10 protein-coding genes are annotated in these 11,957 nt (G+C 70.9%); 3 read left to right on the top strand and 7 right to left on the bottom strand.

What is annotated here, in order from left to right; all coding sequences use genetic code 11:
* Window positions 1-83: 83 nt before the first annotated feature.
* A complete protein-coding gene (locus OHA11_RS44755) occupies window positions 84-779 on the bottom strand; it encodes a L,D-transpeptidase (RefSeq protein ID WP_266508627.1) in 696 nt (231 codons plus the stop codon).
* Window positions 780-987: 208 nt separating this feature from the next.
* Between OHA11_RS44755 and OHA11_RS44750 the strand changes: the two genes are divergently transcribed.
* Window positions 988-1,554 carry a hypothetical protein gene (locus OHA11_RS44750; protein WP_266508040.1) on the top strand — a complete coding sequence of 189 codons (567 nt, stop codon included), beginning with the start codon at window positions 988-990 and terminating at the stop codon, window positions 1,552-1,554.
* Window positions 1,555-1,694: 140 nt separating this feature from the next.
* Window positions 1,695-2,675 carry an SGNH/GDSL hydrolase family protein gene (locus OHA11_RS44745; protein WP_266508039.1) on the top strand — a complete coding sequence of 327 codons (981 nt, stop codon included), beginning with the start codon at window positions 1,695-1,697 and terminating at the stop codon, window positions 2,673-2,675.
* Here OHA11_RS44745 and OHA11_RS44740 read toward each other — a convergent pair.
* The 6 genes from OHA11_RS44740 to OHA11_RS44715 form a co-directional block, all read right to left on the bottom strand.
* Complete coding sequence (locus tag OHA11_RS44740; protein WP_266508037.1) at window positions 2,644-4,161, bottom strand: AMP-binding protein; 1,518 nt, start codon at window positions 4,159-4,161, stop codon at window positions 2,644-2,646. The genes OHA11_RS44745 and OHA11_RS44740 overlap by 32 nt on opposite strands.
* 53 nt (window positions 4,162-4,214) lie before the next feature.
* Window positions 4,215-6,569 carry a CoA transferase gene (locus OHA11_RS44735; protein ID WP_266508035.1) on the bottom strand — a complete coding sequence of 785 codons (2,355 nt, stop codon included), beginning with the start codon at window positions 6,567-6,569 and terminating at the stop codon, window positions 4,215-4,217.
* Window positions 6,570-6,616: 47 nt separating this feature from the next.
* Complete coding sequence (locus tag OHA11_RS44730; protein ID WP_266508625.1) at window positions 6,617-7,489, bottom strand: alpha/beta fold hydrolase; 873 nt, start codon at window positions 7,487-7,489, stop codon at window positions 6,617-6,619.
* A gap of 74 nt (window positions 7,490-7,563) precedes the next feature.
* Complete coding sequence (locus OHA11_RS44725; protein WP_266508034.1) at window positions 7,564-8,529, bottom strand: zinc-binding alcohol dehydrogenase family protein; 966 nt, start codon at window positions 8,527-8,529, stop codon at window positions 7,564-7,566.
* Window positions 8,526-9,347 (bottom strand): ABC transporter permease, encoded by an 822-nt coding sequence (locus tag OHA11_RS44720; protein ID WP_266508033.1) that lies wholly within the window; start codon window positions 9,345-9,347, stop codon window positions 8,526-8,528. Before OHA11_RS44720 ends, OHA11_RS44725 begins: the two co-directional genes overlap by 4 nt.
* Window positions 9,344-10,273 carry an ABC transporter ATP-binding protein gene (locus OHA11_RS44715; protein ID WP_266508032.1) on the bottom strand — a complete coding sequence of 310 codons (930 nt, stop codon included), beginning with the start codon at window positions 10,271-10,273 and terminating at the stop codon, window positions 9,344-9,346. The genes OHA11_RS44720 and OHA11_RS44715 overlap by 4 nt, the downstream gene beginning before the upstream one ends.
* A 442-nt stretch (window positions 10,274-10,715) precedes the next feature.
* Here OHA11_RS44715 and OHA11_RS44710 point away from each other — a divergent pair, with 442 nt between their 5' ends.
* A complete protein-coding gene (locus tag OHA11_RS44710) occupies window positions 10,716-11,921 on the top strand; it encodes a Rieske 2Fe-2S domain-containing protein (protein ID WP_266508031.1) in 1,206 nt (401 codons plus the stop codon).
* Window positions 11,922-11,957: the final 36 nt, after the last annotated feature.

The raw sequence follows: 11,957 nt of genomic DNA, 5'->3' as shown, positions 1-11,957 counted from the left end.
TTTCCGCACGGTCCGGCCGTTCTCAGGAGCGGCCGGGCCGGTTCCGCTCAGGTACCTGGTTCCGGTCAGGTGCCCGGGTCCGGTCAGGTGCCCGGCTTGCGGCCGTACACGTAGACGTCGTCGCCCTTCTTCAGCAGCGACCAGTACTTCTTGGCGTTCGTCCTCGTCATGTTGACGCAGCCGTGCGAGCCAGGCGGGTTCCACATGCTCACGCCGACCGAGTGGAAGGCCTGGCCGCCGTCGAAGAACTGGCTGTAGGGCATGGGCACGTCGTAGATGGTGGAGACGTGGTCGATGTTCCGCCAGTAGATCTTCTTCAGGCCGGTGCGGGTCTCGTACCTGTTGCGGCCCGTACGCACCGGCACCGGCCCGTACACGAGGGTCCTGCCGTCCTGGATCCAGCTGAGCTGGAGCGTGAGGTTCACACAGGCGATACGGCCCTTGTTGACCGGGCACTTGCCGTCCCTGTTGGGATTCCTGCCGACGGCCTTCTGCTTGTTCATCAGGTCCATCACGCCCCAGGTGACGGAGCCGGCGTAGCCGATGTTCGGGGTGATGCCGTGCTTGGTCTGGAAGGCCTTGATCGCCCTGCAGTCGGCGGCGGACTGCCTGCCGTCCACCGCCCGGCCGAGGAACCTCTCCACCTGCTTCTGATACGGGCCGGTCTGCGTGGTGCAGCTCGCCGCCCGAGCCGGAGCCGCGCCCAGCGCGACCGCCAGCGGCGCCACCAGTCCCGTGACCCCCAGTACGACGGCTGCCCGTCTGCCTATGTCCCCCATGGTCAGGCCTTTCTCGTTCATGCATGTTCGTTCGGATTCTGTGCCAGTTAGACCGGCGCCGGGGGACATCGGTTGTAGGGCTGGTCGGGCTGATACGAAACGATGACATTGCATGTTGTGGCGTATTCGATCAGGATTGCACCCAACTCCCCTTCTCAATCCGCCAAGTTCGGCCATTGACGGGTGTGGCGGCGGCATGATGGGCGCCATGGACCAAGCCGACACGGTCATCTGGGCGACCGCCCTGGGTATCGGGGGAACCTTGGCCGCCGGGCTGACCGGACCGCTGCTCCACGCCAGATCCGCACGTCGGCGTGCACAGGACCAGGAGACTTTCCAGGTTCGGCACCGTCTGCGCGACGAGCGGCGCGCCGCCTTCGCGTCCGTGCTCGACGAGTGCGAGGCGTTCCGGCAGGGCATCGGCGCCGTCATCGAGGGCCTCGTGGGTGTCGGCTGGCGGAGCGAGAACGAGCATCGGGAGCTGTGGGAGTCGACGGTGGCCGCGCTGGGCGCGCTGCGCCGGGCCGCGACGGACGTCGCCATCACCGGCCCCGCCCCGATGGGCGAGCTGGCCGACACCGTGTATGCGGCGGCCGTCCGGCAGGCGGAGGTCTGGCGCATGCGGCTGGACCTGGACGACCGCCTCGTGCGGAACGGCCAGGCGGACAGTGAACTCATCGACGCCCGCAGACAGTTCATCGCCGCGGCGGAAAAGGTCCTGGCCCCGCCCGACCAGGGCGCCCGACAGAGAGGCGTGCCGCGGCGTTCTCGGTGACGCGCATCCGACGAGGGGATCTCCGCGGTGCGCGTGGCCGCCTCGCCCCTGGGATGGCCGAAGGTTCGACGGACCCTTCCTCCTGACGCCCGGCTGTGCTTGTCTGGGGGCCGTTTTCGGTGGCCGGGGGGAGTTGCCGCATGCGCAAGCTGTGGATCGCGGGGGTGCTCTCGGGGTTACTGCTGCTCGGAGCGTGCGGGGACCCCTCGTCGGAACCCGAGTCCGCACCGCCGCCGCCCGCTCCGGCCCCAGCCCGTACGTCACCGTCGTCCACCACGCATCAACGCCCGGCCGCCACGCCCGATGCCGATGGCGGGGCCAATGAAGGGGCCGATGGCGGGGCCGGCACCAGGACCGAGGCTCCCGCGAAAGGTCCCAGCTCCAGCCCCACCGTCCTCTACCTCGGTGATTCCCTCGCCATGGAGAACCAGAAGGTCCTCGGCGGCCTGATGCGCGACGAGTTGAAGGCGCGCTACACCAGCACCCCCTACTCGGGCACGACCCCCTGCGACTATCTGGAAGGCACGGGCAAGGACTCTCTCGTGCCGCCCAAGGACAAGGCCGCCGCACTGGTGCGGACGCTGCGGCCGGACTTCGTGGTGCTGCAGTTCTGGGGCAACGCGTGGGACTACACGCCGTGTATGGACGGCATCGCCTACGACAAGGCGCGGGACAAGTACTTCGCGCGGTACACCGCCGACGCGCGGCGGCTGACCGACCAGATCGCGGGCGCGGCGGACGGCGCCCGGCCCGAGATCGTCTGGGTGCTCCAGGGTCCGGACCCCATGACGCCCGACCGCGTCCGCCGCGTCAACGCGATCTACGAACGGCAGGCCGCCGCCTCCGGTGACCTGCTCGCGGACGCCGGCAAGGCGGTGAGCCCGGCCTCGGCCCGCTACACCTGGACGCAGTACCTGCCGTGCACCGCGTACGAACGTGAGCACACGCCGTACTGCACCCAGCCGGGCAGCGGTCGCACGGCCCTGCACCGCGACGACGACTACCTGCACTTCTGCATGGCCCCGACCACCACGACGCCGAAGCCCTGCCCGGTCCGCTCCCCCGGCATCCTGCGCATCTCCCGGGCGATCACGGGTGCCGTGGCCGCACAGTTGGACTGACCTCCGCGGCCCGGTCCCAGGTGCCGGCGGTGACACCCCGTTCGCGCAGTACGGTCTTGCGGACCTTGCCGGTCTCGGTGAGCGGCAGTGCCGGGACGGTGTCGACGTACCGGGGCACGGCGAAGGCGGGCAACTCGCGCTCGCAGTGGCGTACGAGGTCGCCTGGGTCCAGGACGGACCCGGGTCGCGGGAGCACCGCCACCATGACCTCGTCCTCCGCCAGTTCCGAGGGCACCGGGAAGGCCGCGGCGTCGGCGACCGCGGGATGCGAACGGACCGCCGACTCCACCTCGTACGAGGAGATGTTCTCGCCGCGGCGCCGGATGACGTCCTTGACCCGGTCGACGAAGCGGTACGAGCCGTCGGGCTCGCGGATCACGCGGTCGCCCGTGCGTCGCCAGGTGTCGGGAGGCCGTTCGGGGTCTCCCAAGTAGCCGGTGGAGAAGGCGAATCGCCGGTGGCTGCGGACGACGAGCTCACCGGCCGTTCCGTCCGGGACGGGCGCGAGGTGTTCGTCGACCACGCGGGCGGAGAAGCCGTCGCGCAGGGTGCCGATGTGCCCGGGGCGTTGGTCCTCCGGGGTCGATCCGATGACGAGGTTCGTCTCCGTGGAGCCGAAACCGTCGACGAGGGTAACGCCGAAGCGCTCGCGGAACGGCTGCCACGCGGAGGCGGGCGTGGCGGGTGAGAGGCCTCGCCATGCTCGATGCGCGCGGTCGTGCCCGCCGGGTGGTTGCGCCAGCAGCATGGGCGCCATCGCGCCGAGCAGGTACACGGCGGTGGCACCGCTCTCGGCCACCAGGTCCCAGTACCGCGTGGCGGAGAACCGTTCCCCGATGACGCAGGTCGCGCCCACGGTCATGGCGTGCGCGAGCGTGTTGAGGGCGTTGGTGTGGAACAGCGGGAGGCAGGTGTGGAGCACGTCGTCGGCGGTGAGGCGCAGCGAGTCCGCGACGTTGCGGCCCCACCAGACGGTCTGGGCGTGGGGACAGCGCACGCCGCGCGGGGGCCCGGTGGTTCCCGAGGTGAACAGGACGAAGACGGTGTCGTCCGGGCGTGCGGGTGGCGACCGGACGGCGGCGGCCTCACCCGGTACGGGGACGTCGTCCTCGCCCACGACCCACAGTGTGCCGCGGAAGCCGGCCTCCAGGACGCGGTCCGCCGGCTCGGCCTCCGCGAGCAGGAAGGACGGCTCCGCCTCGCGCAGGACGTGCCTGAGGCCCTGGCCGCGCAGACCGGTGTTCAGCGGTATCAGGACCGCGCCGAGCCAGGCGCAGCCGAGGATCAGGTCGACGAACTCGATCCGGTTGCCTGCCATGACGGCGACGCGGTCGCCCGGTCGGCAGCCGCGCGCCGCGAGTGCTCCCGCCATCTCGGCCGCCGCCCTCCGCGACTGCCGGTACGTCCGTGACACGTCCCCCACGCGCAGGAAGACCCGGTCGCCGAACTCCTCGGCGGCCGCGGCGAGGAGTCCGGGCACGGTCATGGCGTTTACCGGACTACTCGGCCGACCGTTCACCGCGGCGCCCGGTTGTCCGTTCACCTCAGAACTCCGTCGGCGCGGAGGTGTTGGATCCGTTCCGGGGTCAGTCCCGCCACGTCGCGCAGTACCGCGTCGGTGTCGGCGCCGAGTACGGGCGCGGGCTCGCGGATGCCGCCGGGTGTGCGCGTGAGGGTGATCGGCACGCCCTCGTGGAGGAAGGCTCCCGCGACCGGGTGCTCCTTGTGCACGTAGAAGCCGCGGGCCCGCAACTGCGGGTCGTGTTCCACGAGTTCACGCCCGTCCTGTACGGCTCCGGCGGGGATGCCGCGCGCCTGGAGCAGTTCGGCGGCGGCGTCGGCGGACATCCCGCGGACCCAGGTGCCGAGCGCGCCGTCGACCAGGGCGGGCTCACGCCTGCGGGCCTCGGCGGTACGGGTCCGCTCGTCGGTGGCGAGTTCGGGGCGGCCGATGACCTCGCAGAGGGCCGCCCATTCGGTGTCGTCGCGCACACTGACGGCCAGCCAGCGGTCGGCGCCCAGCGACCGGTACACACCCTGCGGGCTCCACGTCGGGTGGGTGTTCCCGGCCGGACTCGCCGCCGTCCCGCGCAGGAGGCTTGTGCCCATGTGGGCCGTGATCGCCTCCAGTTGGGACAGGTCGATGTGCTGACCGCGCCCGGTCTCGGCGCGGTGTTCCAGCGCGGCGATCGTGGCGAGCGCCGCCTGAAGGCCGGCCACGATGTCTCCGTGGCCGTAGATGACCCCGACCACGTCGTCCGGCCCCCAGCCGGTCAGCCCGGTCAGCCCCGAACTCGCCGACACGGTGTCCGCGTACGACACCCAGCCGTTGCGCGGGCCGGTGTGCCCCATGCCCGACATGCTGACGTACACGATGCCCGGGTTGATCGCGCGCAGCGCCTCGTGTCCCAGGCCCAGCTTGGTCATGACCGTGGAGCTGAAGTTCTCCACGAGGACGTCGCAGTGGGCGATGAGGTCGCGCAGTACGGCGATGCCCTCCTCGGTGCGGGTGTCCAGGGCGATGCTGCGCTTGTTCCGGTTGACCTCGTTGAAGTAGCCGTTGGTGTTGGGGTCCGTGTGGGGGCCTCGGGAAAGGTGCATGAAGGGTGCGAACCGGGTGGGGTCCGGTCGGCCCGCGGACTCGACCTTGATCACTTCTGCGCCGTGGTCGGCCAGGATCTTGGTGCAGTACGGGCCGGCGAGCACCCAGGTCAGGTCCAGGACGCGGACGCCGTCCAGGGCGGGCCGTACGGGCTCGTCGGCCGCCGGTGCCGTACGCGCCTCGTGGGACGCGTGGGACGGATCGTCGAGCAGGCCCTGGTCGTCGCCCGGGCCCGGCACGACGAGTTCCGTCCTGCGGCGGCCTTCGGGGAACGCGAAGGGGAAGCCGAGGTCGGTCCGCTCCTCCTCGGGTGTCGTGACGCGGGTGAAGAAGTCGCGGGCGGCGAGCTGCGGGTTGTCCGGCAGTTCGTGGGGCAGGTCGACGGCCGCCCAGGGCAGTTTCCTGGCCTGGGCCTGGCGGGCGAACTCGGCCTTCGGCCGGGTGCCCGCGAAGTCCTGGACGACCTTGAAGACGTGGTCCTGGTGCTTCTTGCGTTCGACCGGGTCCTGCCAGCGTGGTTCGGCGAGGTCGGCGTCCGCGTTCTCCTCGCGCAGCCAGTCGAGCAGGGCGTCCCACATGCGGGGGCTGCCGCCGAGCCCTCCGCCGAGGTGGCCGTCGGCCGCACGGAACAGCCCGTGCGGGACCAGCGGATGCACGCTGCCGGGGCGCAGGGGGACCCGGTCCTCGTGCAGGTAGGCGAGGGTTCCGGCCTCCAGGGCCGCCGCCACGCACGCCTGTGCGGAGACGTCGATGAGCTGTCCCGGTCCGCGGCGCCGGGCGCACAGGCCGAGCAGGGCGGCGATCGCCGCGTTGACGCCCGCGAGTTGCTCGGCCTGGTTCTCCGGGAGGCGCAGCGGCGGACCGTCGGGGTCGCCGACCTGTGCGAGCATCCCGCCGAGGGCGGCCACCACGAGGTCGGTGCCCTGCCAGTCGCTGCGGGGCCCCACCAGCCCGAACGGGGTGACGCGTACGTGCACGAGGTGATCGAGTCCTTCGGCGGCCGCCTCCGCGCCGTGCTCGGTGCCGTGCTCGGTGCCGTCGAGAAGGATGTCGGCGCCCCGCAGCAGTCGGCGCAGCTGTGCGGTGCCGTCGGGCGTGGCGGGGTCGATGGTCACCGAGCGCTTCCCGGCGTGCCAGTGGACGAACGCGTCGCCGCCCTGTTCGCGGCGGGTCTCATCGCCTTCCGGGGGCTCGACCAACACGACCTCGTGACCGAGCCCGACGAGCAGCCTGCCCGCGAACCGGGCGAACGGGCTGGACAGTTCGACGACACGCGGAGCCGGCTCGGTCACGTTTCCTCCACGGAGAGTCGGTTGAGCGTCGGAGAGTCGGTTGAGCGTCAGTTGTGGTTCTGGTCGAGGAAACCGGTGACCACGCTGTGGTAGTCGTACGGCCGTTCCTCCTGCGGATGGTGGGAGGCTTCGCTCATGATGTGCAGGTTGCCCCTGGGGACCATGCGGGCCAGCATCAGCGGGTAGTCCGGGGTCAGGAACGCGTCGTACATGCCCCACAGGAAGAGCGTCGGCGCGGCGATGAGGCCGAGTTCGACGGTGAGGTCCTGCCAGTCGCCGCGCGGGTTGTCGGAGGCGCCGGCCAGCGCGGTCTCCTCGGGGTCCAGGCTCTGCTCGAAGCGGAGCGTCACCGTGCCGTCGGGGACGGCGTCGGGGTCGTACCACTCCAGGCGCGCGATCAGTTCGCGCATCTTCTCCCAGGAGGGGCCCGAGCCGCCGTAGTAGCGGTCGCGGGCGTTGCGTCCGCGGCGGCCGCCTTCGGGGAGCGGGGCGAGCGGGCCGTGGAAGACGGGCATGCTGCCGGTGATCACCAACGACCGTACGCGCTCGGGGTACTTGGCGGCCAGGTTGAGCGCGATCGTGCCGCCCCACGAGTTGCAGACGAAGTCGGCGCGCTGCACGCCGAGGGTGTCGAGGAGCGCCACGACCTTGGCCGCGTGGTAGTCCCACATGGGGCCCTCGATGACGGGCTTCGCGGACTTCCCGTACTGCAGGATGTCGACGAGGAGGCACCGGCGGTCCGCTGCGAACAGGGGTGCCACCTGCCCGAAGTCGGACCAGCCGGTGCACCCGGGGCCGCCGCCGTGCAGGAAGACGGTGGGGCTACCGCCGCTCTCCCCCAGCTCGACGTAGTGGTACTTGACGCCGTCCGCTTCCGCGTAACTGCCCTCCGGGGGCGTCTGGATGTCCATGAGATCCATGTGTTCCATGCTCCGATGGTGTGGTGAGGGCTGGTTCCGCCCAAGTGGATCGGTCTGCTGAGCGGGCCGGCGCTTCACCCGATGTCGAGGACGACCTTGCCGATGGCCTCCCCCGTCCGCAGCCGCTGCGCGGCCTCCGCCAGCTCGTCGAGGCCGTGGCGCTCGATCGCCAAGGTCAGCGTGCCCGCCTGTAGTTCCGCCAGCAGCCGCTCGGCGTCCGCGGCGACCTCCTTGCCGCGCGTCATCAGGTTGACGGGCAGCAGTGCTACGTCGGCCAGGAGGAAGTCCGCGAGGTCCACGCCGAACTCGCGGCCCGCGGTGTAGCCGACGAGCGCGGCGCGTCCGCGTGGCCGGACCAGCGGGAGGGCGTCCCGCAGGACCGGGCCGCCCACGGTGTCGACGAGTACGTCGACCGGGCCGCCCACCGACTCCGCGGACAGCTCGGCGGCCAGGACCGCCTTGGCGGGCGCGGGAACGTGGTCGAGCTTCGCCGGTCGCCCGACCACTCCGACCACCTCGGCCCCGGCCCGCGCCGCGACCTGCACGGTCAGCGCGCCGACCGCTCCCGCCGCGCCGGTCACCATGACCCGCTCCCCCGGCCGTACCGCCGCGACCGTGTGCACGGCGGCCCAGGCCGTGCCTGCCGGTGAGAAGTAGCTGCACGCCAGGGCGGGGTCGATGTCCTGCGGGAGCGTCTCCACGGCGGCGTCCGGTACAAGTGCGTGCTCCGCCCAGCACCCGTCCCGCCGCATGCCGAGCCCCTTGCCGCCGAGCCGGACCAGACTGCCCTCGGGGTGCTTGTCCGAGGCGAGCACGATCCCGCACCCAGTGGTGCCGGGTACGGCCGGGAGGTCCGGCAGCACGCCGAACCTGCCGTCGACGATGTTGACGTCGAGGTGGCCGAGCTGGGCCGCCCGCATCCGTACGAGGGTGTGGCCGGGCCGTGGCTCCGGCACCGTCCGTTCCAGCAGTCGCGGCAGCGTGCCGAACCGCTCCAGGACCAGGGCACGTGACGTCTCGGCGCCGACGACTTCGTTCACAGTTTCACTCCGTACCTGCGCAGGACCCGGGAGGCGACGACCCGCAGGATCCGGTCGAAGACGAACCCGAGGATTCCCAAGGTGATGATTCCGACGAAGACCCAGTCGATCCGCCCGTAGTTGCGGGAGGTCCAGATCAGCGATCCGAGCCCGACCTGGGCGGCGACGATCTCGGCGGAGACGATGGTCAGGAAGCTGTTGCCCATCGCGAGCCGGGCCCCGGTGACGATGTGCGGCACGGTCGACGGCAGCACGATCCCCCGCAGGATCTGCCAACGGCTCGCGCCCAGGCTCGCCGCGGCGCGCAGCTTCGACTCGCTGACCGCCATCACACCGGCACTCGTGTTGAGGGTGACGATGAAGACGGCCGTGTAGAAGATCAGGACGACCTTCGACGACTCGCCGATGCCCAGCCACACCACGGCCAGGGTCACGAAGGCGATCGGCGGGATGAAGCGGAAGAACTCGATGTACGGCTCCAGGAACTGCCGCACGATCCTGATCTGTCCGACGAGCAGGCCGACCGGTACGCCCACGAGTACGCCGAGTCCCCAGCCGATCAGGATCCGGCGGCCCGAGGCGATCACCGAGTTGGTGAGTGTGCCGTCGCGCGCCAGCTCTTCGGCGGCGCTGAGCGTTTCCCGGGGGGAGGCGACCAGGGTGGAGCCGTACGTCATCGCCAGCAGTTGCCAGACGCCGATGCCGACGAGGACGGACAGCGTGTACACGCCGAGCGCCCGCAGGTTCCTCGTCGTCGTCCCGGCCGGGCGGCGCTGGGCTTGCGGGGTGGTGGCGGCACCTGCCGCGGCGACAGTCATCGGATGTTCCCCTCCAGGTCGGCGTCGTGGTCGAGGCCTTTGTCCATGACCGGGTCGAGGCGTTGCTCGGCGCCCTGGTCCATGCCCTGGTCCATCCCCGGATCGAGGCCCTGGTCGCGGAGGGACTTGCGGACCTCTTCGCCGATGTCCGCCCGCAGCGCGCGGCGCAGTTCGGCGGCGGCCGGGTCGGCCTCGTCCCGGGGCCGGGGCAGGTCCACCGGGTAGACGGACTTGACCGAGGCCGCCGGGCCCGCTGTCATGACGGCGATCCGGTCGGCCAGCAGGATCGCCTCGTCGATGTCGTGGGTGACGAAGACGACGGTGCAGCCCGAGGCGCGCCAGATGCGGTCCGTCTCCTCCTGCATCACCTGCCGGGTCTGCGCGTCGAGTGCCCCGAACGGCTCGTCCATCAGCACGACGCTCGGTTCGTTGGCCAGCACCCGGGCGATCTGTACCCGCTGGCGCATGCCGCCGCTCAGCTGGTCGGGAAACCGGTCCGCGCAGTGCCGCAGCCCCACCAGGCCGAGGTATTCGTCGACCAGCTTCGTCTGCGCCGCGCGCGTCGCACCGCGCATCCGCGGTCCGAACGCCACGTTCTGCCGCACGGTCATCCAGTCGAACAGCGCCTCGCTGCTCTGGAACACCATGCCAAGGCCGGGATGGGGTCCGTTGATCGGGGTGCCGCCGACCCGGAGGCCGCCCTCGGCCACGGCCTCGAAGCCCGCCATCGCGGACAACAGGGTCGACTTGCCGCATCCGCTCGGACCGAGCAGACAGAGGAACTCCCCGGCGGCGATCTCCAGGGAGATGTTCCGTACGGCCTGGAAGGAGCCGAAGCGGATGCCCACGCCGTCGACGGACACCGCCGCCCCGCGCCCCGGCGCGGAGCCGGTCTCCCGGCGGTCGGTCTCGATGGCCTTGGTCATCACGACCCCTTCGTGTGCTGGGTGGGCCACCCGTGCCGAACGGTCTCGGCGGTGGTGAGTGCGGCGGAGCCGGCGAAGGGGTGGCCTGCGTCGGAGCGTTTCTCCATGAGCACCTCGGTGGTTGGCTCGGTGGTTTTGGCTCGGTGGTTGGGGAGAGACCGGCGGTTCCGGCAGCTCGTCGGGGTGCGGCCCGTCGTCGGAGTGCGGCCCGGGATGGGCGCACCGTAGAACGCGCCGTACCCCGCCCGCATCGACGGGGGTCCGCTGAGCGGGACGCGCGCGGGAAACCGTCCGGGGGACGGGCGCCTCCACACCCGCCACCTGGCGTTTTCTCGGTATCCGCGCCGAGTGGTCTGCTCAGCGGGACAGGTCCCTTGGGCGGATTGGCGGGTCCGCGCATGCTCACAACCACCGTTCACCCGGCAGCAGGAGGACACGCACGATGACGGTCGAGGACTCGCCCGACGCACCGACCCCTATCCGGAGCCGCCGCAGACCGGCAGAGCCCGGCCGGCAGGACTGGAAGTCGTGGCCACACTACGACGCGGCCGGCGCGGGTTTCCGCGGCTACTGGTACCCGGTCACCTGGTCCAGCCAGATCACCGGCAAGCCGCTCCCGTTCACGATCTGCGGGGAGAAGATCACCCTGATCCGGGACGGCGGTACGGCGTACGCGCTGCACAACCGCTGTCCGCACCGCGGGGTGCCGCTGTCCGAGGGCGACCAGCAGTTCCCCGGCACGGTGAGCTGCCCGTACCACGGCTGGACCTTCGATCTGCCCACCGGGAAGCTGGCCGCGGTCATCACCGACGGGCCCGGCTGCCGGCTGACCGGCAAGGTGTCCGTCCGTACGTACGCCGTCGAGGAGCGGCTCGGCATGGTGTGGGTGTACATCCCCCTCGCCGACGAGGAGCCGCACCCGATCGACTCACAGCTGCCGGAGGAGCTCGTCTCCAACGCCTTCGTGATGGGCGGCCGGATCGACCCGCGCAGCGGCAACTGGCGCTTCGCCTGCGAGAACGGCTTCGACGAGGGCCACGCCAAATACCTGCACCGCACGGCCCTGTGGCGGCTGTTCAAACCCATGCCGACCTGGAACATCACCCGGATCGTGCCCAAGGGCCGCTGGATCTTCCGCGTGCAGGACGAGGTCTACTGGGAGGCCGAGTTCCCGGGCGTCGGCCGCTGGTCCAACAAACGGTGGTGGAAGTTCCAGCCGCCGAAGGAAACCTTCAACATCGGCAACACCGGCAAGGCCGACAAGATCAACCCGACGATCGAGGCCCAGGAGTTCCCCGGCTTCGCGTCCCTGTCGATGCCGGGTGTGCTGCGCATCGCGTACCCGAACTTCATCCACTACGAGTTCTACGTCCCCGTCGACGAGGACAACCACCGCTATGTCGGCGTGATGGTCAACTTCACCGAGGGCTGGGACACCCTGCGCTTCTACGGCAAGTACCTGGGCGCGATCCGCTGGCTGTTCCATGGGCAGTTCTCCGGCCAGGACGCGTGGATGGTCGACATCACGGACGCGCCCCCGGAGAAGCTCTACCGGCCCGACATCTCGCTGACCGCCTGGCGGAACCTCAGCGAGGAGGAGTACGGCAAGAAGCTGGCCGCGACGGGCACCGACGGTAAGGAGGCCTGACCATGGGCCGCACACTGCTCACTCTGCTGATCGGGG

Origin of the sequence: Streptomyces sp. NBC_00878 (assembly GCF_026341515.1) — a bacterium.
Lineage (GTDB): Bacteria > Actinomycetota > Actinomycetes > Streptomycetales > Streptomycetaceae > Streptomyces.
Note: the sequence above shows the minus strand (reverse complement) of the source record. Positions and strands in the feature narration are given on the sequence as shown.

Coding starts and splice junctions, on each gene's coding strand:
- OHA11_RS44745 (WP_266508039.1), top strand. CDS start 1,695: ATGCGCAAGCTGTGGATCGCGGGGGTGCTCTCGGGGTTACTGCTGCTC.
- OHA11_RS44730 (WP_266508625.1), bottom strand. CDS start 7,489: ATGGATCTCATGGACATCCAGACGCCCCCGGAGGGCAGTTACGCGGAA.
- OHA11_RS44710 (WP_266508031.1), top strand. CDS start 10,716: ATGACGGTCGAGGACTCGCCCGACGCACCGACCCCTATCCGGAGCCGC.
- OHA11_RS44720 (WP_266508033.1), bottom strand. CDS start 9,347: ATGACTGTCGCCGCGGCAGGTGCCGCCACCACCCCGCAAGCCCAGCGC.
- OHA11_RS44740 (WP_266508037.1), bottom strand. CDS start 4,161: ATGACCGTGCCCGGACTCCTCGCCGCGGCCGCCGAGGAGTTCGGCGAC.
- OHA11_RS44750 (WP_266508040.1), top strand. CDS start 988: ATGGACCAAGCCGACACGGTCATCTGGGCGACCGCCCTGGGTATCGGG.
- OHA11_RS44715 (WP_266508032.1), bottom strand. CDS start 10,273: ATGACCAAGGCCATCGAGACCGACCGCCGGGAGACCGGCTCCGCGCCG.
- OHA11_RS44755 (WP_266508627.1), bottom strand. CDS start 779: ATGGGGGACATAGGCAGACGGGCAGCCGTCGTACTGGGGGTCACGGGA.